Origin of the sequence: Streptomyces sp. NPDC094032, from assembly GCF_040303965.1 — a bacterium.
Classification (GTDB): domain Bacteria; phylum Actinomycetota; class Actinomycetes; order Streptomycetales; family Streptomycetaceae; genus Streptomyces.
The window spans coordinates 1-23,344 of record NZ_JBEOUE010000040.1 but is presented as its reverse complement, the minus strand read 5'-3'; the positions used below and the strand labels follow the sequence as shown (position 1 = coordinate 23,344).

Below are 23,344 nucleotides of genomic sequence, written 5' to 3'. Positions count from 1 at the left end.
TCAATCGTAGGGCGGCGGCCCGTCCCCCGCGTGTCGGCGAGCTCAGCCCCCGTACGCGCCCGAGGCCGTGAGGCGCAGCGCCGTGTCGATCAGCGGGACGTGGCTGAAGGCCTGCGGGAAGTTGCCCACCTGCCGCTGGAGCCGGGGGTCCCACTCCTCGGCGAGGAGTCCCAGGTCGTTGCGGAGCGAGAGCAGCTTCTCGAAGAGCCTGCGGGCCTCGTCGACCCGGCCGATCATCGCCAGGTCGTCGGCGAGCCAGAACGAACAGGCGAGGAACGCGCCCTCGTCGCCCTCCAGGCCGTCCACGCCCGCCTCGTCGCCGGCGGTCGGGTAGCGCAGCACGAAGCCGTCCTCGGTGGACAGCTCCCGCTGGATCGCCTCGATCGTGCCGATCACCCGCTTGTCGTCCGGCGGCAGGAAGCCCATCTGCGGGATCAGCAGCAGCGAGGCGTCCAGCTCCTTGGAGCCGTAGGACTGCGTGAACGTGTTGCGTTCCTTGTCGTAGCCCTTCTCGCAGACGTCCCGGTGGATGTCGTCGCGCAGCACGCGCCAGCGCTCAAGCGGGCCGTCGGCGTCACCGGACTCGATCAGCTTGATCGTGCGGTCCACCGCCACCCAGGCCATCACCTTGGAGTGCACGAAGTGCCGGCGCGGGCCGCGCACCTCCCAGATGCCCTCGTCGGGCTGGTCCCAGTGGGTCTCCAGGTAGTGGATCAGCTTCAGCTGGAGCAGCGAGGCGTAGTCGTTGCGGGACAGGCCGGTCATGTGCGCCAGGTGCAGGGCCTCGGTGACCTCGCCGTACACGTCGAGCTGGAGCTGGTTGGCCGCCCCGTTGCCGACCCGGACCGGGCCGGAGTTCTCGTACCCCGGCAGCCAGTCCAGCTCCGCCTCGCCGAGCTCCCGCTCGCCGGCGATGCCGTACATGATCTGGAGGTTTTCGGGGTCGCCGGCGACGGCCCGCAGCAGCCAGTCCCGCCAGGCGCGGGCCTCCTCGCGGTAGCCGGTGCGCAGCATCGAGGAGAGGGTGATCGCCGCGTCCCGCAGCCAGGTGTAGCGATAGTCCCAGTTCCGTACGCCGCCGATCTCCTCCGGCAGGGAGGTGGTCGGCGCGGCCACGATCCCGCCGGTCGGCGCGTAGGTGAGCGCCTTCAGGGTGATCAGGGAGCGGACCACGGCCTCCCGGTAGGGACCGTGGTACGTGCAGTGCTCGACCCACTCGCGCCAGAACTCGGCGGTCGCGGTGAGCGAGCCCTCCGGGTCCGGCAGCGGCGGCGGCTGCTTGTGGGAGGGCTGCCAGGAGAGGGTGAAGGTGATCCGGTCGCCGGGGGTGACGGTGAACTCGGAGTAGGTGGTGAGGTCCTTGCCGTGGGTCTCGGCGTCGGTGTCCAGCCACACGGAGTCGGGTCCGGCCACGGCCACCGTGCGGTCGCCGACCTTGTGCACCCAGGGCACCACCCGGCCGTAGCTGAAGCGCATCCGCAGCGAGGAGCGCATCGGCACCCGGCCGCTGACCCCCTCGACGATCCGGATCAGCTGCGGGGCCCCGTCGCGCGGGGGCATGAAATCGGTCACCCGGACCGTGCCGCGCGGGGTGTCCCACTCGGACTCCAGGACGAGCGAGTCCCCGACGTAGCGCCGGCGGTCCGCGTGCGGCGCCGGGGAGCCCTCGGGTACTGCGGGGCCGACCCGCCAGAACCCGTGCTCCTCGGTGCCGAGCAGTGCCGCGAAGACGGCGTGCGAGTCGAAGCGGGGCAGGCAGAGCCAGTCGACACTGCCGTCCCGGCAGACCAGGGCGGCGGTCTGCATGTCTCCGATGAGTGCGTAATCCTCGATGCGCCCGGCCACGTGCTCCACTCCAGATCGAACGGCCACGTCGCCGGTATGGCGACGTCCTACAGGTCAGCGGTCAGGGGATCGTTGACGAGCTCTTGGTCCGGGGGAGGGCGGGGGTGGTGCCGTGCCGGTCCGGCTCGGCAGCGCGTCCGAGCAGGATACGACGCACCCTAGTGACCGACGGCGCCGATCTTGCAACGCCGCTGCTCCGTTCGGGTGAACAGGTCTTGACCCCGTCCATGGACGCGGCCAAGGCCCCGGCCGTGCCCACGCCGCAGCTCCCGGGCCGAGCCGCCCGGCCGACGGCGTGTCGCGGTGCGTGTGCACCCGACTGCCCCGTGTGGCCGGAAGCGGTCTCCCGATGTCGCTGATACCCTGGTACCCCGTGGACCGGTGGGAAACGGCGACAGCCGAGGACCCCGCAACCGCAGCGACGGCACCCCCCGATTCTTCCGGAGGGGACGCCGGTACGCACCTCCAAACGCGACCACGGGAGCCCCCTCTTGGCGATGCCGCCCAACACCACGACGACCAAGCACATCTTCGTCACCGGGGGTGTCGCCTCCTCGCTCGGCAAGGGCCTGACGGCCTCCAGCCTGGGTGCGCTCCTCAAGGCCCGCGGCCTGCGGGTCACGATGCAGAAGCTGGACCCGTACCTCAACGTCGACCCGGGCACGATGAACCCGTTCCAGCACGGCGAGGTGTTCGTCACCAACGACGGCGCCGAGACCGACCTGGACATCGGCCACTACGAGCGCTTCCTCGACGTCGACCTCGACGGCTCGGCCAACGTCACCACCGGCCAGGTCTACTCGCAGGTCATCGCCAAGGAGCGGCGCGGCGAGTACCTCGGCGACACCGTGCAGGTCATCCCGCACATCACCAACGAGATCAAGTCCCGCATCCGCCGCATGGCGACGGACGACGTGGACGTCGTGATCACCGAGGTCGGCGGCACGGTCGGCGACATCGAGTCGCTGCCCTTCCTGGAGACCGTCCGCCAGGTCCGCCACGAGGTCGGCCGCGACAACGTCTTCGTCGTGCACATCTCGCTGCTGCCCTACATCGGCCCCTCCGGCGAGCTGAAGACCAAGCCGACCCAGCACTCGGTCGCCGCCCTGCGCAACATCGGCATCCAGCCCGACGCGATCGTGCTGCGCGCCGACCGCGAGGTCCCGACCGCCATCAAGCGCAAGATCTCGCTGATGTGCGACGTCGACGAGGCCGCCGTGGTCGCCGCGATCGACGCCAAGTCGATCTACGACATCCCGAAGGTGCTGCACTCCGAGGGCCTGGACGCCTACGTCGTCCGCAAGCTGGACCTGCCCTTCCGCGACGTGGACTGGACCGTCTGGGAGGACCTCCTGGACCGCGTCCACAACCCCGACCACGAGGTCACCGTCGCGCTCGTCGGCAAGTACATCGACCTGCCCGACGCCTACCTCTCGGTCACCGAGGCCATGCGGGCCGGCGGCTTCGCCAACAAGGCCCGGGTCAAGGTCAAGTGGGTCACCTCCGACGACTGCAAGACCCAGGCCGGCGCCGAGAAGCAGCTCGGCGACTGCGACGCGATCCTCATCCCCGGCGGCTTCGGCGACCGCGGTGTGAGCGGCAAGGTCGGCGCGATCCAGTACGCCCGCGAGAACAAGGTGCCGCTGCTCGGCATCTGCCTCGGCCTCCAGTGCATCGTCATCGAGGCGGCGCGCAACCTGGCCGACATCCCCGAGGCCAACTCCACCGAGTTCGACCCGGCCACCGCCCACCCCGTCGTCTCGACGATGGAGGAGCAGCTGGCGTACGTCGAGGGCGCGGGCGACCTGGGCGGCACGATGCGCCTGGGCCTCTACCCGGCCAAGCTGGCCGAGGGCTCCGTCGTCCGCGAGACCTACGACGACCAGCCGTACGTGGACGAGCGTCACCGTCACCGCTACGAGGTGAACAACGCGTACCGCGCGGAGCTGGAGAAGAAGGCCGGTCTGGTCTTCTCCGGCACCTCCCCGGACAACAAGCTGGTGGAGTTCGTCGAGTACCCGAAGGACGTCCACCCCTACCTGGTCGCCACCCAGGCGCACCCGGAGCTCAAGTCCCGCCCGACCCGCCCGCACCCGCTCTTCGCGGGCCTGGTGAAGGCGGCCGTCGAGCGCAAGACGGGCCAGCAGGCCAAGTAGCCGCCGGGCGTTAACGTTGCCGGGGTACGGGTCCCTTTCCGGGACGCGTACCCCGGTTTTCGTATGCGGTCGGATGGGTTCACGTGGGAGGACAGCTGATGCAGGTGCGGGACACCCCGGAGGAGTGGCGGGTCGTCGCCACGACCACCCCCTTCAAGGGGAACAAGACGAGTGTCCGCACGGACGACGTGGTCATGCCGGACGGCTCGGTCGCCCGTCGCGACTACCAGGTGCACCCCGGGTCCGTCGCGGTCGTCGCCCTGGACGAGCAGGGCCGCGTCCTCGTGCTCAAGCAGTACCGGCACCCGGTGCGGCAGAAGCTGTGGGAGGTCCCGGCCGGGCTGCTCGACGTGGTCGGCGAGAACCCGCTGCACGCCGCGCAGCGCGAGCTGTACGAGGAGGCGTACGTCAAGGCCGAGGACTGGCGGGTCCTCGTCGACGTGTACCCCAGCCCCGGCGGCTCCGACGAGGCCGTGCGGATCTTCCTCGCGCGGGGCCTGTCCGAGGCGGAGGGCGAGCGGTACGAGGTCTCCGACGAGGAGGCCGACATGGAGCTGGCCCGGGTGCCGCTCGCGGAGCTCGTCCGCGGCGTCCTCGCCGGTGAGCTGCACAACACCTGCCTGGTGGTGGGGCTGCTCTCGCTGACGGCCGCGCTCGCGGGCGACGGCCCCGAGGCGCTGCGGCCGGCCGACGCCCCCTGGCCGGCCCGCCCGTTCGAGGCGTAGCCGCCGGGAGCCGGGCGCGGGGCGGACCGGCCCGGGGAGCCGGTCGGACAATCCAGTGATCCGATCGGGGGATTTGTCCGCCGCGCTCCGCCGGGTCCGTGCCGTGCCCTGAACTACGCTCGGAAGCGCCCGTGCGGAGCCCCCCGCGGGATCGGCTCGTGCGCAGGTGGACGGGAGCGTGGCCCGTGACGGATCAGGCGGTCGGGGGTGCCCCCGGACGAAGCCTGGGGGAGGTCGGCGCCGTGCGGTTCTACGGCCGCCAGCGGGAGTTGAAGTCCCTGCGCGCCGACATCGAACGCACCGGTCTCGACACCCTCACCGGCCGCAAGGCGCCCCGCGCACGGGTCCTGCTGATCGCCGGCAAGCCCGGCTCCGGGCGCACCGCACTCGCCGAGGAACTGGTCGCGGGCCTAACCGCCGACTACCCGGACGGGGTCTTCCGGGTCCGGCTCACCGAGCCGGGCGGCGACCCCGTCCCCACCGGCCGGGCCGCCCAGGAACTGCTCGCCGCGCTCGGCGTGACCGAGCCCCCCGGCGCCGCCGAGGACGAGCTCGCCTCCCTGGTCCGCGCGGCCTTCGCCGACCGCCGGGCGCTGCTGCTCCTCGACGACGCCGTCGACGCCGAACAGGTCGACCCGCTGCTCCCCGACAACCCCGATAGCCTGGTCGTCGGCGTCGCCCGCGGCCCGCTCACCGGCATCCCCGACGTCCGGCCCTGCACCCTCGGCGGCCTCGACGCCAAGTCGGCCATCGAACTGCTCACCGGCTTCACCGGCTCGGTCCGCGTCACCGTCGACCCGCAGGCGGCCGAGACCCTGGCCGAGGAGTGCGGCGGACTGCCCGGCGCGCTGGTCCTGGCCGGCGGCTGGCTCGCCGCCCGGCCCAAGTCCTCCGTCGCCGACCTCGCCAAGCGGCTGCGCGCCCTCACCGGCGACCCGGTCACCCGCGCCTTCACCCTCGTCCACGAGTCGCTGCCGCAGCCGGCCGCCCGGATACTGCGACACCTCTGCCTCGCCCCGCTGGGCCGGGCCGACGCCCACACCGCCTCCGCCCTGGCCGGCTGCTCGGTCTCCGCGGCGGCCACCACCCTCGCCGACTTCGCCGCGCTCGGACTCGTACGGGAGATCCCGGGCGGGGACGGGCAGTACGAGCTGCCCGCGCACCTCGTCCCGCTGCTCCGCGCGAAGCTGGAGGAGTGCGACCGGCCCGCCGAGGTGCAGCTCGCCCGGGCCCGGATGCTGGAGCGGACCGTCCGGCTCCTCCAGTCCGGCCGGGCGGTCACCGAACCGGAGGGGTCGCCGGCCCGCCGCAAGCTGGCGGGGCTGCCCCGCGCCCTGCGCTTCCCGAACGCCGCCACCGCCGCCGCCTGGCTGGACAGCCGCCGGCCGGTGCTGCTCGCCTCGGCCCGGCTCGCGGTCGCCGACGGGGAGCTCGACACCCTGGCCCGCCGGCTGATGGCCGCCCTGGTCCGGGCGCTGGCCGCGCACCGGGGCACCGAGGCGGCGGCCCCCGACCTCTACGGGCTGCACCGGCTCGTGCTGGACGTCGCCGAGCGGCGCGGGCTGCATCGGGAGCGGGCCGCGGCGCTGCTCAACCTGGCCGACCTGGATGCGCGGACCGGACGCACTCAGGACGCATTGCTGCGATATCGGTCGGCATTGGAGGCCGGCAGGGAAGCAAATGACCCGTACGCGGTGGGTCGCGCAATGGAATCCGTAGGTGGCGCCTATCAGGAGCTGGGGGACTGGCACCGGGCGGGCGACTGGTATGGCAGGGCCCTGGCCCAGCGTCTCGCCCGTGACGAGCGCGTCGACCAGGCCCGGCTCTACGGCCGGCTCGGCGCGGTGTCCACCTACGCGGGCCGCTACGGCGAGGCCCTGCGCAACTGGCGCGCCGCCGCCTCCGGCTACCGCAGGCTCGACGATCTCCCGGGCTACGCACGGGCGTTGAGCGAGGCCGCCCGGGTCCAGGAGTACGCGGGCCGCCCCGAGGAGTGCCTGCGCAGCTGCGAGGAGGCGGTGGAGTGGGCCCGGCGGGCCAAGGACGTACGGCTCCAGGCGGCGCTCCAGCTCCGGCTCGCCGACACCCTGGACCGGCTCGGCGATCCGGCGGCTGCGCGACTGCACAGGTCGGCGGCGGAGAGGCTCCTTGGAAGTGAAGGTTTCACCTACGAAATCCGTAGTGCTTCTGTCGAAGATTAGTACTTTGAAAGGCTAGACAGCGGGAACTCCTTCATTAGACTGGGTGGGCCGCGCTCGGTCGCGGTCTGTGCCGGTGCGCCGCAGTGCATCCGGGTATGTATGGGTTCGCCGGGTTTCGTCCGGTGCGGCCATACCGCAGTCACCCCCGTATTCACCCTGATTCAAGGACCGTGATCGACGATGAAGGTCGGCATCCCCCGCGAGGTCAAGAACAACGAGTTCCGCGTGGCCATCACCCCTGCTGGTGTCCACGAGCTCGTCCGCAACGGCCACCAGGTCTTCGTCGAGCAGAACGCCGGTGTCGGCTCCTCGATCACGGACGAGGAGTACGTCGGCGCCGGCGCCGAGATCCTCGCCACCGCCGACGAGGTCTGGGCCACCGCCGACCTGCTGCTCAAGGTCAAGGAGCCGATCGCGGAGGAGTACCACCGTCTCCGCAAGGACCAGACCCTCTTCACCTACCTGCACCTCGCCGCCTCCCGTGAGTGCACCGACGCGCTCCTGGAGTCCGGCACCACCGCCATCGCCTACGAGACGGTCGAGACCGCGAACCGCGCGCTCCCGCTGCTCGCCCCGATGTCCGAGGTCGCGGGCCGCCTGGCCCCGCAGGTCGGCGCCTACCACCTGATGCGCTCGGTCGGCGGCCGTGGCGTCCTGCCCGGCGGCGTCCCCGGCACCCACCCCGGCGAGTGCGTCGTCATCGGCGGCGGCGTCTCCGGCTGGAACGCCGTGCAGATCGCCGTCGGCATGGGCTTCCACGTGACCCTGCTCGACCGCGACATCAACAAGCTGCGCGAGGCCGACAAGATCTTCGGCACGAAGGTCAAGACGATCGTCTCCAACGCCTTCGAGCTGGAGAAGGCCGTCGTCGAGGCCGACCTCGTCATCGGTGCCGTCCTCATCCCGGGCGCCAAGGCCCCGAAGCTGGTCACCAACGAGCTCGTCGCCAAGATGAAGCCCGGAAGTGTCCTTGTCGACATCGCCATCGACCAGGGCGGCTGCTTCGAGGACTCGCACCCGACCACCCACGCCGAGCCGACCTTCCAGGTCCACAACTCGGTCTTCTACTGCGTCGCCAACATGCCGGGCGCGGTTCCGAACACCTCCACCTACGCCCTCACCAACGCCACGATGCCCTACATCGTGTCGCTGGCGAACAACGGCTGGGTCGAGGCGCTGCGCCGTGACGCCGCGCTGGCCAAGGGCCTCAACACCCACGACGGCAAGGTCGTCTACAAGGAGGTCGCCGAGGCGCACGGTCTCGACCACGTCGAGCTGAGCACCCTCATCGGCTGACCCTTCGGTCGCTTCAGACAAGAGGAGAAACGGTCGGTCAACGCCTTCCGTCAACCTCACGCACCGGGCCGGACCTTGGCGAGCAAGGTCCGGCCCGATGTGTGTCCGGCCACGTCCCGATGGCTGGTCAACTCGCCTCGAACGTAACTCTTTAACCGTTTCGCGCACCCCTGAAACGTACGGTTCCATGCCTGCGCACCCTTGACAGAGGGGTGTTCGGTTGCCGACACATCGGGCCGGGTCCGGCGGATTGTGTTGCTGCGGAGCGGTGACACGCCATAGAGTCGCCAACCGTCGGCATGGTGCCACGCTGACCTATCGATAAATGTTCCTGGTCACATCCAAGGAGGTAAGACGACTTGTGAATGAGTCGACATTTACTCCCGGGGGTGCGGAGCCAGGAGCCCCGATCGGCTCCGTCGCGGTGCGGACCTTCGCGACGCACCAGCCCATGACGCCAGCCCATACGATGACGATGACGGACGGCCTACACGTGACTGCCACGGCCGGCAACGAGATGGGCCGAGAGTCCACCCACTTCGCCGCCTTTGACGAGGTGCCCGAGGGGCACTTCTACGACCCCGACGCCGAGTACGAGCCCGACCCGGAGTACGCGGCCACCCTCGCACCCGACGCTGCCCGTCAGCGCCGCGAGCGGATCGGCCCCACCGGACGGCCCCTGCCGTACTTCCCGATCCCGGGCCCGCTGACCGATCACGGTCCCGCGAAGATCATCGCGATGTGCAACCAGAAGGGCGGCGTCGGCAAGACCACGTCGACCATCAACCTGGGCGCCGCGCTCGCGGAGTACGGACGACGGGTGCTGCTCGTCGACTTCGACCCGCAGGGAGCCCTGTCGGTCGGCCTCGGCGTGAACCCGATGGAGCTCGACCTCACCGTCTACAACCTGCTCATGGAGCGGGGCATGTCGGCGGACGAGGTGCTGCTCAAGACCGCGGTCCCCAACATGGACCTGCTGCCGAGCAATATCGACTTGTCGGCCGCCGAGGTGCAGCTGGTCTCCGAGGTCGCGCGCGAGTCCACGCTCCAGCGCGCCCTCAAGCCGCTGATGAACGACTACGACTACATCGTGATCGACTGTCAGCCCTCGCTCGGCCTGCTGACCGTGAACGCCCTGACGGCCGCTCACAAGGTCATCGTGCCGCTGGAATGCGAGTTCTTCGCGCTGCGCGGTGTGGCGCTGCTGACCGAGACGATCGAGAAGGTCCAGGAGCGGCTCAACCCCGACCTGGAGCTCGACGGCATCCTCGCCACGATGTACGACTCGCGGACGGTGCACTCGCGCGAGGTGCTGGCGCGGGTGGTCGAGGCCTTCGACGACCACGTCTACCACACGGTCATCGGCCGTACGGTCCGCTTCCCGGAGACCACGGTCGCCGGTGAGCCCATCACCACGTACGCCTCGAACTCCGTGGGCGCCGCCGCCTACCGTCAGCTGGCCAGGGAGGTGCTCGCCCGGTGTCACGCCGAGTGAGTCTGCCCGGCGCCGACGAACTGTTCCGTACGACCGGGGGGATGGCGCTCCAGTCCTCCTCGCCGCGCCGGGCCGTCCCGGCACCGGCGGGCGAGAGCGACACGGCGGCCGCGGAGGGCGGGGCCGAGCACGCCCCCGCCGACTCCGAGCCGGCCGAGCCGCGCTCCCGCGCGGCGGAGCCGGAGGCCCCGGCCCCCGCGCCGTCGAAGGGCCCGGCCGCCACCACCCAGGCGGCCCGCCGCCGGGCGCGCGCCGCCAACCGGCGTCCCAGTGGGCGTGAGCGCCACGACGAGAAGATCACGGTCTACGTCTCCGCCGAGGAGCTGATGGACCTGGAGCACGCGCGCCTGGTGCTGCGCGGCGAGCACGGCCTGGCGGTCGACCGCGGCCGGATCGTCCGCGAGGCGGTCGCCGTGGTCCTGGCGGACCTGGAGTCCCGCGGCGACGCGAGCATCCTCGTCCGCCGCCTCCGCGGCCGCTGACGCTACCCTGCGAGCTCCCGCCCCCCCCGCTCCACCAGGACCCCGATGCCCCACCCCCCAGACGAAACGTCCCGCCCACCCCGCCGCCGCCTCCTGGGCCCCGGGCCGGGAGCGGTAGCACCGGACCCTTCGGGGGTGGGGGTGCCGGGTGAGGGTGGGGGCTGGGGGAGGCCGGGGAGCCTCGGGAGCCCTGGGAGCCAGGAGAGCCCCGGGAGCCCCGGGAGCCCTGGGAGCCCCGGGGGCCAGGAGAGCCCGTTGGGGCCGTACGAGGCCGAGGAGGCCCCTGAGGCGGCGTACGGGCCGTCCGAGGCACCCGGCGCCGCGGAGGCGCCGGCGGAGCCGGAGGGCGCGGCGGAGGCGCTTGCGGGGCGCGAGGGCGCTGAGGAGGCGCTTGCGGGGCGCGAGGGCGCTGAGGAGGTGTCTTCGGAGTCCGACGGGCTCGTGGTGGCCTCTCCGGAGCGTGACGGGCTCGCGGTGGTGTCTTCGGAGCCCGACGGGCTCGTGGTGGCCCCTCCAGAGCGCGACGGGCTCGCGGAGGTGTCTCCGGAGTCCGACGGGCTCGCGGTGGCCTCTCCCGAGCGCGACGGCGCGCTGAAGCCGGTCGCGGAGTTCCCGAAGGCGCAGGGCGCCCCGGCCGCGCCCTCCGAGCCCCCCGCCCCCGGCGACGGCCGCTTCACCGTGCGGCTCGCCAACTTCGAGGGGCCGTTCGATCTGCTGTTGCAGCTCATCTCCAAGCACCGGCTCGACGTCACCGAGGTCGCGCTCTCGCGGGTCACCGACGAGTTCATGGCACACATCCGGGCCATGGGGCCCGACTGGGACCTCGATCAGACGACCGAGTTCCTGGTGGTCGCCGCCACGCTGCTCGATCTCAAGGCCGCCCGGCTGCTGCCGGTCGCCGAGGTGGAGGACGAGGGGGACCTGGCGCTCCTGGAGGCGCGGGACCTGCTGTTCGCGCGGCTGCTGCAGTACCGCGCGTACAAGCGGATCGCCGAGATCTTCGCCGACCGCTGGGAGAGCGAGGGGCGCCGGTACCCCCGTACGGTCGGTCTGGAGCCGCACCACGCCGAGCTGCTGCCCGAGGTCGTCATCTCCATCGGCGCCGAGGGCTTCGCCGCGCTCGCGGTCAAGGCCATGCAGCCGAAGGCCAGGCCGCAGGTGTACGTCGACCACATCCACGCGCCGCTCGTCAGCGTCCGCGAGCAGGCGGGGATCGTCGTCGCCCTGCTGCGCGAGCGCGGGGTGCTGAGCTTCCGGGAGCTCGCCGAGGGCGCCGAGGACACGCTCACCGTCGTCGCGCGCTTCCTCGCGCTGCTCGAGCTCTACCGGGAGAAGGCCGTCGCCCTCGACCAGGAGACCGCCCTCGGCGACCTCACCGTCTCCTGGACGGGCGGGGCGAGCGACCTGTCGGGAGCGGTCACCGACGAATTCGATCAGGCAGATCAGGCAGACCGCGCCGAACAGGCAGACCGCGCCGACCAGGAGGCCGCCCCGTGAGTGAGCTCGCTCTCAAGCCCGCGCTCGAAGCCGTCCTCATGGTCGTCGACGAGCCCGCGACCGAGGACCACCTCGCCAAGGTCCTCGACCGGACCCCCCGGGAGGTCGCCGAAGCCCTGCGCGAGCTCGCGGACGAGTACACGGCCCAGGGCCGCGGCTTCGAGCTCCGCGTGGTCGCCGGGGGCTGGCGCTTCTACACCCGTGCCGCCTACGCGCCCGCCGTCGAGGCCTTCGTCCTGGACGGTCAGCAGGCCCGGCTCACCCAGGCGGCCCTGGAGACCCTGGCGGTCGTCGCGTACCGCCAGCCGGTCAGCCGGTCGCGGGTCTCCGCGGTCCGAGGGGTGAACTGCGACGGTGTGATGCGCACCCTGCTCCAGCGCGGTCTGGTGGAGGAGGCGGGCGCGGAACCCGAAACAGGTGCGATCCTGTACAGGACGACGAACTACTTCCTGGAGCGGATGGGCCTGCGCGGCCTGGACGAGCTCCCGGAGCTCGCGCCCTTCCTGCCCGAGGCGGAAGCGGTGGAACCGGACTCCCTGGAAGGCGTTCCGTCGTTCGATCCGGACGAAGACCCGGACGCAGACAGAGACTGACGAGACTACGGAAGATTGATGCGAAGCAGCAGCGGCAGGAACAGCAGCGGAAACAACGGCGGGAGCCGTGGTGGCAACAGCGGCGGCCGCGGCGGCAGCAGCGGTGGCGGCTACCGGGGCGGCAGCTCCGGCGGTGGCGGCGGTGGCTACCGGGGCGGCAGCGGCTCCGGCGGTGGCGGCGGTTACCAGGGTGGCGGTGGCTACCAGGGTGGCGGCGCCGGGCGCGACGACAAGCGTCCGAGCAACCCGCGCCGGCCTCGCCCCGAGGAGCGCTCCTACGACGTGGGCGGCCCGTCCGAGCCCCCCCGCAAGGGGCGCGGCTCCGCGGCCCGCGGCGGCGCCAAGGGCGGCCCGAAGGCCCCCCAGGGCGGCACCCCGCCGCGTCGCGGCCCGCACGGGCAGCGGCAGGCGCCGGCCCGCTCGCGCGAGCTCGACGCCAAGATCGAGCAGCGCAACCGGGAGCGGTACGAGGGCCGTCCGGAGGTCCGGACCCCGAAGACCTTCCCCGGCGCCGAGCAGGAGGGCGAGCGTCTGCAGAAGGTCCTCGCCCGGGCCGGCATGGGCTCGCGCCGCGCGTGCGAGGAGCTCATCGAGCAGGCCCGCGTCGAGGTGAACGGCGAGATCGTCCTGGAGCAGGGCAAGCGCGTCGACCCGGAGAAGGACGAGATCAAGGTGGACGGCCTGACCGTCGCCACCCAGTCGTTCCTGTTCTTCGCGCTGAACAAGCCGGCCGGTGTCGTCTCCACCATGGAGGACCCCGACGGCCGCCAGTGCCTCGGCGACTACGTCACCAACCGTGAGACGCGGCTCTTCCACGTCGGCCGGCTGGACACCGAGACCGAGGGCATCATCCTGCTCACCAACCACGGCGAGCTGGCCCACCGTCTCACCCACCCCAAGTACGGCGTGAAGAAGACCTACCTGGCGGCCATCACCGGCCCGCTGCCCCGCGAGGTCGGCAAGCGGCTGAAGGACGGCATCCAGCTGGAGGACGGCTACGCCCGCGCCGACCACTTCCGGGTCGTCGAGCAGACCGGCAAGAACTACCTGGTCGAGGTCGTGCTGCACGAGGGCCGCAAGCACATCGTGCGCCGCATGCTCGCCGAGGCCGGTTTCCCGGTGGAGAAGCTGGTCCGCACCGCCTTCGGCCCGATCGCCCTGGGCGACCAGAAGTCGGGCTGGCTGCGCCGTCTGAGCAACACCGAGGTCGGCATGCTGATGAAGGAGGTCGGTCTCTAGGACCGCCCGCCCGCAGATCCACGCGAGGCCCGTGACCGCCGCCCGGCGGTCACGGGCCTCCGTGCGTTTTTCGTCCTTGTATACGAACGGCTCCCGCTTTATAGTCAGGGTGACTTTTAAACGCCGGCTTCTTGACTGTACGGGGTGGGGAGGCGACCGCATGAAGCGATACGGGCACGGCCTGGTCCTCGACGCGTTCTGTCCGCCGCACGCCGCCCACCACCGGCTCGTCCGCGCCGCCCACGCGCGCTGCGAACGGCTCACCGTCCTCGTCCGGGGCTGCCCCGACGACCCGCTGCCGCTCGCCGAACGGGTCGCCTGGATGCGGGAGATCCACCCCGAGGCCCTCGTCACCGGCACCACCGGCGACGACCCCCTCGGCGCCGTCCGCGAGCCGGTGGACGCCGTCTTCACCCCCGGGCCCCCGGCCGGCGACGTCCTCGCCGACCCCGCCGCCCACTGGGACCTCCTGGAGGCGCCCGTACGGGCCGCGCTCACCCGGCGCGTGGTCGTCCTCGGCGCCGGGCACACCGGCACCACCACCCTGGCCCGCGCCCTCGCCGCCCACTACCGGGGCCGCGGCGGAGTCTGGGCGCGCACCCGGTACGTCCCCGAGTACGCGCCCGAGTACCGCGCGGCCCGCGACGGCGCGCCCCTGCGCTCCCCGGACTTCCCCCTCATCGCCCTGGGGCAGTCCGAGCGCGAGGAGGAGCGCGCGCGGGACGGCTCGCCGGTCCTCGTCTGCGACACCGACGCCTTCACCGTCACCATCCGCCACGAGCGGTACGTGGGGACCCGCAGCGCCGACACCGGCGAGATCGCCGCCCGCGCCCGCCACCACCTGTGGCTGCTCACCGACCACCGGGGGATAGCGGTTCCGGGCGACGGCCCCGAGGACGCCGACCGGCTGCGGCCCTGGGCCACCGCGCGGCTGCTCACCCAGCTCACCCGCACCGGGCGCCGCACCGCCGTCCTCACCGGACCGCACGAGGAACGGCTCGCCGCCGCCGTGGCCGCCGTGGACGCCCTGCTCGCCGAGCCCGCCGGACGCCCGCGGCTCCGCCACCACCCGTACCGCCCGGAGCACCGATGACCACCACCCACCCGGGCCTGGAGGGCTACGACCCCCGCGCCTTCGAGCCCTTCGCGCTCACCGCCGACCTCGCCGTCCTCACCGTCCGCGAGAGCCGGCTGCACGTCCTGCTCGTCGAGCGCGGCCAGGAGCCCTACGCCGGGAGCTGGGCGCTGCCCGGCGGCTTCGTGCTGCCCCACGAGTCCGCCGAGCGGGCCGCCCGCCGCGAGCTCGCCGAGGAGACCGGCCTGTCCGGCGCCACCGCCGCCCGGCTCCACCTGGAACAGCTCCGCACCTACAGCGACCCGGACCGCGACCCCCGGATGCGGGTGGTCTCCGTCGCGTTCGCCGCGCTCGTCCCCGACCTGCCCGAGCCGCGCGGCGGCGGGGACGCGGCGCAGGCCCGCTGGCTCCCGTACGAGACGGCCCGCGGCCTCGCCTTCGACCACGACCGGATCCTCGCCGACGCCCGCGAACGCGTCGGCGCCAAGCTGGAGTACACCTGCCTCGCCACCGCCTTCTGCCCGCCCGAGTTCACCCTCGGCGAGCTGCGGCAGGTGTACGAGACGGTCTGGGGCGTCCCGCTCGACCGCCCCAACTTCCGGCGCAAGGTCCTCGCCACCCCCGGCTTCGTCCGGCCCGTCGAGGCACCGCCGCGCCGCACCGGCGGACGGGGGAAACCGGCCGCTCTCTACCGGGCGGGCGAGGCCACCGCGCTGCACCCGCCGCTGCTGCGACCGGAAGGACGAACGGCATGACACGAGGCACCGTCAAGCGGCCCGCGACCGGGACGATGCTCGGCCTGGCGCTCGGTGACGCGCTGGGCTTTCCCACCGAGTTCAACGACGTGCCGGCGATCCTGGCGAAGACCGGGCCGTGGCGGACGATGGCCCAGCCCGTACGGGGCGGCAAGTCGTACATCACGGACGACACCCAGATGACCCTCGCGCTCGCCCGGGGCCTGCGCACCGCGCTGGACCGGGGCCCGCTCGCCCCGCTGCGGCTCGCCCGTCCCGTACGGGACGAGTTCGTCGACTGGTACCACTCGCCGGAGAACAACCGGGCCCCCGGCAACACGTGCATGAAGGCCTGCATGCTCCTCGACTCCGACCGGCTCTGGCAGGACGCCAGCCAGATCCACTCCAAGGGCTGCGGCGCCAACATGCGGGTCGCCCCGATCGGACTCCTCGCCCTGTCCGACGAGGTGCGGGCGGGCGCCGCCCAGCTCCAGTCCGCCCTCACCCACGGGCACCCCACCGCCCTCGCCGCCTCCGACCTCACCGCCCGGGCCGTGCACCTGCTCGCCCAGGGCGTGGACCCCGCGGGACTCGTCGGCCGGCTGCGCTCGTACGCGTACGAGAACCGCTCCCGGTACGACGAGCGCTGGCTCGGCGACCTGTGGACCCGCTCCCAGGACCCCTCCGCGCGCCACTTCATCGAGCGCGGCTGGGACGAGTGCCTGGCCGTCCTCGAACGCCTCGACGCCGTGCAGCGCACCGCCGACCCGGAGCTCGACCCCTGTACGTACACCGGTGACGGCTGGGTCGCCGAGGAGGCGCTGGCCACCGGCCTGCTCTGCTTCCTGCTCTTCCCCGAGGAGCCGCTCACCGCGCTGCGGCGGGCCGCCTGCACCCGGGGCGACTCCGACTCGATCGCCTGCCTCACGGGCGCCTTCGCGGGCGCCCACCTCGGCGCGGACGCCTGGCCCCGGGAGTGGGTCGAGCGGATCGAGCACCGGGACGAGCTGCTGGCCTTCGGGGCGCTGTGGGACGCCGTCTAGCGAGCCGGCGAGCTCCTCAGAGCGCCGACCTCCGGGCCCCGACCAGGAAGTCCTCGATCCGGGCCCGGTCCGGGGCGGCCGGGAGCGGGCTGCTGTCCAGGGCCCGGTCGGCCTCGTCCCGGAGCCGGGCCATCCGGCTCTCGACCTCCTGCCAGGGCACCTCGCCCCGCTTCACCGCGAGCAGGCGCTCGCGCTCCTCGCCCACGTCGACCCGCAGCTCCCCGGCGCGCAGCAGGTCGCGGCAGCTGGTCAGCAGGCGCAGCAGATGCATGGCGTGCTTCCAGCGCGGGGCGCCGTACTGCCGCACGTCCGCCTCCAGCTTGCGGAACTGGCCCTCGGCGTAGCGGACGAAGGTGGTGTGCGCCTGCCGGGACAGGAACGCGCCGCGCAGCGCGAGCAGTTCGCGGCCGGTGGCGTCGGCGTGCTCGACGACGGGGGAGTGGAGGCACTCCAGGACGTTGGGGTTGTTGCGCAGCGCGAGCTCGCAGAAGCGCTCGAGCTCCCAGCTGAACTGCTCCTCCGCCGGGCCGTCCACATGGGCCGGCGGCTTGTCGAAGCGCCAGAAGAGCGGGGTCGGGGCCAGATAGACGCCCCGGCGGTCGATGTCGCTGTCCTCGGTCGCCAGACCGAACGCGCGCGACCCCATGACACAGGAGTAGATCGTGTGGTCGCGGACCAGCTCTTCGGGCGTCATGCGCGCCAGGCTAGGCCAGGGTGATGGTGCCCGCCGACACATTAATGGGCTCCTCGGGGAGCCTGCGGGGCGCCGGTCCCGCCGCCACCGAGCCGTCGGTGACGCGGAACTTCGAGCCGTGGCAGGGGCAGTCGATCGTGCCGTCGGCGACCTTGTCCACCGTGCAGCCCTGGTGGGTGCAGATCGCCGAGAAGGCCTTGAACTCGCCCGCGACGGGCTGGGTCACCACGACCTTCTCGTGCGGGAAGACGGTGCCGCCGCCGACCGGGATGTCGGAGGTCCTGGCGAGCGCCGTGGGGGAGGGAGTTCCGCTCGTGCCCGAGCCGCCCGACCCTCCTCCTCCGCACCCGGAGACCAGGGCGGCACCGGCGAGGAGGGCCGTACGGCGGGGGAGGGCGTCAGCGGTCATGCCGCTCAGCTTGGCGCGGGCGCCCGCGCCGACGCCCACGACACGCCCCGGGGCGACCGGGACCCGCCGGGTCAGAGCAGCGACACGGTGCCGGACCCGGAGGAGGCCTTGTACGAGGCGCCGCCGTTGTCGGGCACGCCCGCGTAGGTGGCCTTGTAGCCGGTGAGCAGCTCGGTGACGGTGTTGAGCAGCCCGCTCGCGTTGCAGGTCGCCCGCCCGGAGTCGTCGGTGCGGGCGGTGCAGAGCTGCTGGCCGCCCTGGGTGGTGAAGGTGACGAGGGCGTTGATCACGGGCCGGTCGGTGGTGCCGGCGGTGACCTGGGCGTTGAGGCCCTGGATGCCGATCGGCAGCGGCAGCGCTCTGAGCTTGGCGTTGCCGGCGGTCACCTTCGTGGGCGTCGCGCCGACGACCCACGGCCAGTCGCAGACCTGGCTGTCGACGTTGAAGGCGAGGCGGTTACCCGCCTGGTCCAGCTTGGGGCAGTCCATCGCCACGCCGCGTCCGGACATGCAGCGGAAGAACCCGTTGATGTTGCTTCCGTTGCCGTAGTTGTCGTCGTCGACGCACGCGGGGGCGTCCTCCGCAGGGGCCGCGGAGGCCGCCGGCGCGGCGAGCGCGGCGCCGAAGAGCGCGGCGCCGGAGACGAGGGCGAGGGTGATCCGTCGGTTCATCAGGAGACTCCTGTTCCAGGGCGGGATCCGGTCCGGTCGCCCGGCCGGCCGCGGGAGACGGCACGGCACGGGCGACCGGGATCCATGGAAGCGACCCGACCGGGACGGTCTCCAGGCCCGCGAGGGGTGACCCCTGTTGAAGGTGTTGAAGCCCTAGGCCCAGGGCGTCAGCTCCCTCGCGCGCCCGTCGGCGTCCCGCCGCACCTCCAGGACGCCGGTCACCGCCGCCCGCTCGATCGGCCCGTACACATGCGGGAAGAGCAGGTCCTCCGAGCCCTCCCAGCGGACCTCGCCGGAGAGCCGGGACGGGTCGATCACCAGGACCAGGAGCGGGCCGGGCGCGCTCCGGTAGTGGGCGTCGGCGATGGCCAGGGCGGCGGTCTCGTCCGGGGAGCAGTGGACGAAGCCCTCGGCGGCGAGGGAGGGCGGGGCGTAGGGGAGGCCGGGATCGGCGGACCATTCGTCCAGGGGTACGACGTGCAGCAGCATGCCGACAGTTCTACCCCGTCGGCGGAGCGGCAGCTCCGTCTCGGAGGGCGGGCGCCGCCGCGCCGTGTCCGAGGGGCTGACTAGGCTGGTCGGAGCACTGACGCGCGGGTAAGGAGTACGAGGTGGCGGTACGAGCGGTCCGAGGCGCCGTCCAGCTGGAGCGGGACGAGGCCGGACACATGCACGAGCGGGTCGAGGAGCTCCTCGCCGCCGTGCTCGAACGCAACGGGCTGACCGCCGACGACCTCATCAGCGTCTGGTTCACGGCCACGCCCGACCTGCACAGCGACTTCCCGGCCGCGGCGGCCCGCCGCGTCGGCATCGTGGACGTCCCCCTGATCTGCGCCCAGGAGCTCGACATCGAGGGTGCGATGCCGAGGGTCGTACGGCTCCTCGCGCACATCGAGTCGGATCTGCCCAAGTCCCGGATCGCGCACGTGTACCTCGGTGCCGCGGCCGCCCTGCGCAAGGACATCGCCCAGTGAGAACCGCGCTCGTCATCGGAACCGGCCTGATCGGCACCTCGGCGGCGCTCGCCCTCGCCGGGCGCGGCATCGGCGTCCATCTGCGCGACCACGACCCCGCCCGCGCCCGCACCGCCGCCGCGCTCGGCGCGGGCACGGACGAGGCGCCCGAGGGCCCCGTGGACCTCGTCGTCGTCGCCGTTCCGCCCGCGCACGTCGCCGGCACCCTCGCCGAGGCCATGCGCGCCGGGCTCGGGCGCGGCTACATCGACGTGGCCAGCGTCAAGGGCGGCCCCAAGCGGGAGCTGGAGGAGCTGGGCCTCGACCTCACCGCGTACATCGGGACGCACCCGATGTCCGGCAAGGAGCGCTCCGGGCCGCTCGCCGCCACCGCCGACCTCTTCGAGGGCCGCCCCTGGGTCCTCACCCCCGGCCGGGACACCGACACCGAGGTCCTCAACCTCGCCCTGGAGCTCGTCGCGCTCTGCCGGGCCGTCCCCGTCGTCATGGACGCCGACGCCCACGACCGCGCGGTCGCGCTCGTCTCGCACACCCCGCAGCTGGTCTCCTCGATGGTCGCGGCTCGGCTTGAGGAGGCCGACGAGACCGCCGTACGCCTCTGCGGCCAGGGCATCCGCGACGTCACCCGGATCGCCGCCTCCGACCCGCGCATGTGGGTCGAGATCCTCTCCGCCAACCCGGGCCCCGTCGCCGACGTCCTCGCGGGCGTGGCCGCCGACCTGGACGAGACGGTACGGGCGCTGCGCGCCCTGGAGTCCGGCGACGACGCCAAGCGCCGCTCCGGCGCCTCCGGCGTCGAGGACGTGCTGCGCCGAGGCAACGCCGGCCGCGCCCGCGTCCCCGGCAAGCACGGCGCCGCCCCCACCGCGTACGAGACGGTCGCCGTCCTCATCAGCGACCAGCCGGGCGAGCTGGCCCGTATCTTCGCCGACGCCGGGCGCGCGGGCGTCAACGTCGAGGACGTGCGCATCGAGCACGCGACCGGCCAGCAGGCCGGCCTGGTCCAGCTGATGGTCGAGCCCTCGTCGGCCTCCGCCCTGGCGGAGGCCCTGCGGGAGCGGGGCTGGGCGCTGCGGACCGGCTGAGCCGGGCTCCCGGGGGCCCCGGCGCCGGTTCCGGGGGCCGCTGGGCCGAACGGGGGCGGGGGACTCGGTAACCTTGGGGGGGTCCCCGCGTCTCCGCCGGGGGCTCCCGCTCACCCAGGAAGGCGTTCCCCACCGTGGAAACCGTGATCGTCGCCATCGACGGCCCCTCCGGCACGGGCAAGTCGAGCACCTCGAAGGCGGTGGCCGCCAAGCTGGGGCTGAGCTACCTCGACACCGGCGCCCAGTACCGCGCGATCACCTGGTGGATGATCAGCAACGGCGTCGACGTCCAGGACGCCGACGCGGTCGCCAACGCCGCCGCCAAGCCCGTCATCGTCTCCGGCACCGACCCGGCCAGGCCCACCATCACCGTCGACGGCGTCGACGCGGCCGGGCCCATCCGTACCGAGGAGGTCACCTCCAAGGTCAGCGCGGTCAGCGCCGTCCCCGAGGTGCGGGCCCTGATCACGGAGCTCCAGCGGTCCATCGCCCGGGGTGCCGAGCAGGGCATCGTCGTCGAGGGCCGGGACATCGGCACCACCGTCCTGCCCGACGCCGACCTCAAGATCTTCCTCACCGCCTCCCCCGAGGCCCGCGCCGCCCGGCGCTCCGGTGAGGTCAAGGGCGCCGACGTGCACGCCACCAAGGAAGCCCTGGTCAAGCGGGACGCGGCCGACTCCAGCCGCAAGACCTCCCCGCTCGCCAAGGCCGCCGACGCCGTCGAGGTCGACACCACCGAGCTCACCCTCGACCAGGTCATCGAGTGCGTCGTCACCCTGGTGGACGAGAAGAGGGCGGCCGCGAAGTGACCCAGCCCTCCGAGCGGGGCGCCGCCGTCGGCCGGGGCATCGGCATCGGGCTGATGTACGGCCTCTGGAAACCGCGCGTCCTCGGCGCCTGGCGGGTACCGGCCTCCGGTCCCGTCATCCTCGCCGTCAACCACGCGCACAACCTCGACGGCCCCATGCTCATGGGCACCGCCCCGCGGCCCGTGCACTTCCTCATCAAGAAGGAAGCGTTCGTCGGGCCGCTGGGCAGCTTCCTCGAAGGCATCGGCCAGCTGAAGGTCGACCGGGACAGCACCGACCGCGCCGCCATCGGCAACGCGCTCGCCGTCCTGGAGCAGGGCGGCGTCCTCGGGATCTTCCCCGAGGGCACCCGGGGCGAGGGAGACTTCGCCTCGCTGCGCTCCGGACTCGCCTACTTCGCCGTCCGCGGCGGCGCCCCGATCGTCCCGGTCGCCGTCCTCGGCAGCACCGACCGGCCCGGACGGCTGGTCAAGGCGCTGCCCCGGCTGCGCAGCCGGGTGGACGTCGTCTTCGGCGACGCCTTCGAGGCGGGCGACGGCAGCGGCCGGCGCACCCGCAAGGCGCTGGACGAGGCGACCTACCGCATCCAGGAACGCCTCACCGACCACCTGAAAAACGCCAGGCGCCTCACCGGGCGCTGAGCGACACTCTCAGTAGTGGGCCCCGCGGCCCGGGGACCCACCGACCACGAATGATCAAGGAACGGACTTCATGAACGACCAGCACGACCACGGGGCACTTGGCGACGCCGAGTACGCGGAGTTCATGGAGCTCGCCGCCGAAGAGGGCTTCGACATCGAGGACGTCGAGGGCGCGATCGAGGAGGCCGGGCACGGCCCGCTCCCCGTCCTCGCCGTCGTCGGCCGTCCCAATGTCGGCAAGTCGACCCTGGTGAACCGGATCATCGGCCGCCGCGAGGCCGTCGTCGAGGACAAGCCGGGCGTCACCCGCGACCGCGTCACCTACGAGGCCGAGTGGGCCGGCCGCCGCTTCAAGGTCGTCGACACCGGCGGCTGGGAGCAGGACGTCCTCGGCATCGACGCCTCCGTCGCCGCCCAGGCCGAGTACGCCATCGAGGCCTCCGACGCGTGCCTCTTCGTCGTCGACGCCACCGTGGGCGCCACCGACACCGACGAGGCCGTCGTCAAGCTGCTGCGCCGCTCCGGCAAGCCGGTCGTCCTTGCCGCCAACAAGGTCGACGGCCAGTCCGGCGAGGCCGACGCCACCGCCCTGTGGTCGCTCGGCCTCGGCGAGCCCTACCCGGTCTCCTCGCTGCACGGCCGCGGCACCGGCGACCTCCTCGACGCCGTCCTGGAGGCCCTGCCCGAGGCCCCCGAGCAGCGCTTCGGCAACGCCATCGGCGGCCCGCGCCGGATCGCCCTGATCGGGCGGCCCAACGTGGGTAAGTCCTCCCTGCTCAACAAGGTCGCCAACGAGGACCGCGTGGTCGTCAACGAGCTCGCGGGCACCACCCGTGACCCGGTCGACGAGCTGATCGTGCTCGGCGGCAAGACCTGGAAGTTCGTCGACACGGCCGGCATCCGCAAGAAGGTGCACCTCCAGGAGGGCGCGGACTACTACGCCTCTCTGCGCACGGCCGCCGCCGTCGAGAAGGCCGAGGTGGCCGTCATCCTCATCGACACCACCGACAACATCTCCGTCCAGGACCAGCGCATCATCACGATGGCGGTCGAGTCGGGCCGCGCGATCGTCATCGCCTACAACAAGTGGGACGAGCTCGACGAGGAGCGCCGCTACTACCTGGAGCGTGAGATCGAGACCGAGATGCAGCAGGTCTCCTGGGCGCCCCGGGTCAACGTCTCCGCCAAGACCGGCCGTCACATGGACAAGCTGGTCCCGGCCATCGAGACCGCCATCGCCGGCTGGGAGACCCGTGTCCCCACCGGCCGGCTGAACGCCTTCCTGGGCGAGATCGTCGCGGCCCACCCGCACCCGATCCGCGGCGGCAAGCAGCCCCGCATCCTCTTCGGCACGCAGGCCGGCACCAAGCCGCCGCGCTTCGTGCTCTTCGCCTCCGGCTTCCTGGAGGCCGGCTACCGCCGCTTCGTCGAGCGCCGGCTGCGCGAGGAGTTCGGCTTCGAGGGCACCCCGATCCACATCTCGGTGCGGGTGCGCGAGAAGCGCGGCAAGAACGCCAAGAACTCGAAGAAGCAGTAGCACCGGGCGGGGACACCCGCGCACCGGGACGAACGGCGGAGGGCCGGGGGGGGGGGGGGCGCCCCCGCCCCCCCCCCCCCCGGGGTGGGGCGCAGGGGGGGGGCGGCCCCGCGGCGCCGCGGGCGCCCCCGGCGGAGAGGACA

22 protein-coding genes are annotated in these 23,344 nt (G+C 72.8%); 17 read left to right on the top strand and 5 right to left on the bottom strand.

The genetic code is table 11. From position 1 onward, the window contains the following. Positions 1 to 42 precede the first annotated feature (42 nt). Entirely contained in the window at positions 43 to 1,845 is a 1,803-nt protein-coding gene (locus ABTZ54_RS33695) for a glycoside hydrolase family 15 protein (protein WP_351671043.1), read from the bottom strand. Between the two features lie 497 nt (positions 1,846 to 2,342). Here ABTZ54_RS33695 and pyrG point away from each other — a divergent pair, with 497 nt between their 5' ends. From pyrG to ABTZ54_RS33635, 12 genes are all read left to right on the top strand, one after another. Further along, positions 2,343 to 4,001, top strand: coding sequence for a CTP synthase (gene pyrG / locus ABTZ54_RS33690; RefSeq protein WP_351671040.1), 1,659 nt, complete (start codon positions 2,343 to 2,345; stop codon positions 3,999 to 4,001). A gap of 98 nt (positions 4,002 to 4,099) precedes the next feature. After that, the gene (locus tag ABTZ54_RS33685; protein ID WP_351670980.1) at positions 4,100 to 4,726 is read left to right on the top strand and encodes an NUDIX domain-containing protein; all 627 of its coding nucleotides are present in this window, start codon (positions 4,100 to 4,102) and stop codon (positions 4,724 to 4,726) included. Positions 4,727 to 4,911: 185 nt separating this feature from the next. Next, positions 4,912 to 6,927 (top strand): AAA family ATPase, encoded by a 2,016-nt coding sequence (locus ABTZ54_RS33680; protein ID WP_351670977.1) that lies wholly within the window; start codon positions 4,912 to 4,914, stop codon positions 6,925 to 6,927. A gap of 180 nt (positions 6,928 to 7,107) precedes the next feature. Further along, positions 7,108 to 8,223 carry an alanine dehydrogenase gene (gene ald, locus ABTZ54_RS33675; RefSeq protein WP_351670974.1) on the top strand — a complete coding sequence of 372 codons (1,116 nt, stop codon included), beginning with the start codon at positions 7,108 to 7,110 and terminating at the stop codon, positions 8,221 to 8,223. A 469-nt stretch (positions 8,224 to 8,692) separates the two neighbouring features. Further along, on the top strand, positions 8,693 to 9,718 hold the full coding sequence (locus ABTZ54_RS33670; protein WP_351671037.1) for a ParA family protein: 1,026 nt from the start codon (positions 8,693 to 8,695) through the stop codon (positions 9,716 to 9,718). Beyond that, positions 9,703 to 10,200 (top strand): hypothetical protein, encoded by a 498-nt coding sequence (locus tag ABTZ54_RS33665; RefSeq protein WP_351670972.1) that lies wholly within the window; start codon positions 9,703 to 9,705, stop codon positions 10,198 to 10,200. The genes ABTZ54_RS33670 and ABTZ54_RS33665 overlap by 16 nt, the downstream gene beginning before the upstream one ends. A 255-nt stretch (positions 10,201 to 10,455) precedes the next feature. Then, on the top strand, positions 10,456 to 11,697 hold the full coding sequence (locus ABTZ54_RS33660) for a segregation and condensation protein A (RefSeq protein WP_351670969.1): 1,242 nt from the start codon (positions 10,456 to 10,458) through the stop codon (positions 11,695 to 11,697). Next, on the top strand, positions 11,694 to 12,290 hold the full coding sequence (scpB, locus tag ABTZ54_RS33655; protein ID WP_502997361.1) for an SMC-Scp complex subunit ScpB: 597 nt from the start codon (positions 11,694 to 11,696) through the stop codon (positions 12,288 to 12,290). Before ABTZ54_RS33660 ends, scpB begins: the two co-directional genes overlap by 4 nt. A gap of 18 nt (positions 12,291 to 12,308) precedes the next feature. Then, on the top strand, positions 12,309 to 13,529 hold the full coding sequence (locus ABTZ54_RS33650) for a pseudouridine synthase (RefSeq protein WP_351670967.1): 1,221 nt from the start codon (positions 12,309 to 12,311) through the stop codon (positions 13,527 to 13,529). A gap of 160 nt (positions 13,530 to 13,689) precedes the next feature. Beyond that, entirely contained in the window at positions 13,690 to 14,622 is a 933-nt protein-coding gene (locus ABTZ54_RS33645; protein WP_351670965.1) for an AAA family ATPase, read from the top strand. Beyond that, entirely contained in the window at positions 14,619 to 15,359 is a 741-nt protein-coding gene (locus tag ABTZ54_RS33640) for an NUDIX hydrolase (protein WP_351670962.1), read from the top strand. Before ABTZ54_RS33645 ends, ABTZ54_RS33640 begins: the two co-directional genes overlap by 4 nt. Next, on the top strand, positions 15,356 to 16,381 hold the full coding sequence (locus ABTZ54_RS33635; protein ID WP_351670959.1) for an ADP-ribosylglycohydrolase family protein: 1,026 nt from the start codon (positions 15,356 to 15,358) through the stop codon (positions 16,379 to 16,381). Before ABTZ54_RS33640 ends, ABTZ54_RS33635 begins: the two co-directional genes overlap by 4 nt. A 16-nt stretch (positions 16,382 to 16,397) precedes the next feature. Here the strand turns inward: ABTZ54_RS33635 and ABTZ54_RS33630 are convergent, their stop codons facing one another. The 4 genes from ABTZ54_RS33630 to ABTZ54_RS33615 all read right to left on the bottom strand — a co-directional run bounded on the left by ABTZ54_RS33630 (position 16,398) and on the right by ABTZ54_RS33615 (position 18,644). Then, a complete protein-coding gene (locus ABTZ54_RS33630; RefSeq protein WP_351670956.1) occupies positions 16,398 to 17,075 on the bottom strand; it encodes a nucleotidyltransferase domain-containing protein in 678 nt (225 codons plus the stop codon). Between the two features lie 10 nt (positions 17,076 to 17,085). Beyond that, entirely contained in the window at positions 17,086 to 17,484 is a 399-nt protein-coding gene (locus ABTZ54_RS33625) for a Rieske (2Fe-2S) protein (RefSeq protein ID WP_351670953.1), read from the bottom strand. A gap of 71 nt (positions 17,485 to 17,555) precedes the next feature. Further along, entirely contained in the window at positions 17,556 to 18,155 is a 600-nt protein-coding gene (locus ABTZ54_RS33620; protein WP_351670950.1) for a carbohydrate-binding module family 14 protein, read from the bottom strand. A gap of 153 nt (positions 18,156 to 18,308) precedes the next feature. After that, the gene (locus ABTZ54_RS33615) at positions 18,309 to 18,644 is read right to left on the bottom strand and encodes a DUF952 domain-containing protein (protein ID WP_351670947.1); all 336 of its coding nucleotides are present in this window, start codon (positions 18,642 to 18,644) and stop codon (positions 18,309 to 18,311) included. Positions 18,645 to 18,766: 122 nt separating this feature from the next. Here ABTZ54_RS33615 and aroH point away from each other — a divergent pair, with 122 nt between their 5' ends. The 5 genes from aroH to der all read left to right on the top strand — a co-directional run bounded on the left by aroH (position 18,767) and on the right by der (position 23,201). Further along, positions 18,767 to 19,129, top strand: a complete 363-nt coding sequence (aroH, locus tag ABTZ54_RS33610; RefSeq protein ID WP_351670944.1) for a chorismate mutase — start codon at positions 18,767 to 18,769, stop codon at positions 19,127 to 19,129. Then, positions 19,126 to 20,214, top strand: a complete 1,089-nt coding sequence (locus ABTZ54_RS33605; RefSeq protein ID WP_351670941.1) for a prephenate dehydrogenase — start codon at positions 19,126 to 19,128, stop codon at positions 20,212 to 20,214. The genes aroH and ABTZ54_RS33605 overlap by 4 nt, the downstream gene beginning before the upstream one ends. A 134-nt stretch (positions 20,215 to 20,348) precedes the next feature. After that, entirely contained in the window at positions 20,349 to 21,023 is a 675-nt protein-coding gene (cmk, locus tag ABTZ54_RS33600) for a (d)CMP kinase (RefSeq protein WP_351670938.1), read from the top strand. Between the two features lie 53 nt (positions 21,024 to 21,076). After that, positions 21,077 to 21,664: a lysophospholipid acyltransferase family protein gene (locus ABTZ54_RS33595; protein ID WP_502997362.1), complete on the top strand. Its 588-nt coding sequence runs from the start codon at positions 21,077 to 21,079 to the stop codon at positions 21,662 to 21,664. A gap of 70 nt (positions 21,665 to 21,734) precedes the next feature. Beyond that, positions 21,735 to 23,201: a ribosome biogenesis GTPase Der gene (der, locus tag ABTZ54_RS33590; RefSeq protein WP_351670932.1), complete on the top strand. Its 1,467-nt coding sequence runs from the start codon at positions 21,735 to 21,737 to the stop codon at positions 23,199 to 23,201. The last annotated feature ends 143 nt before the right edge of the window (positions 23,202 to 23,344 follow it).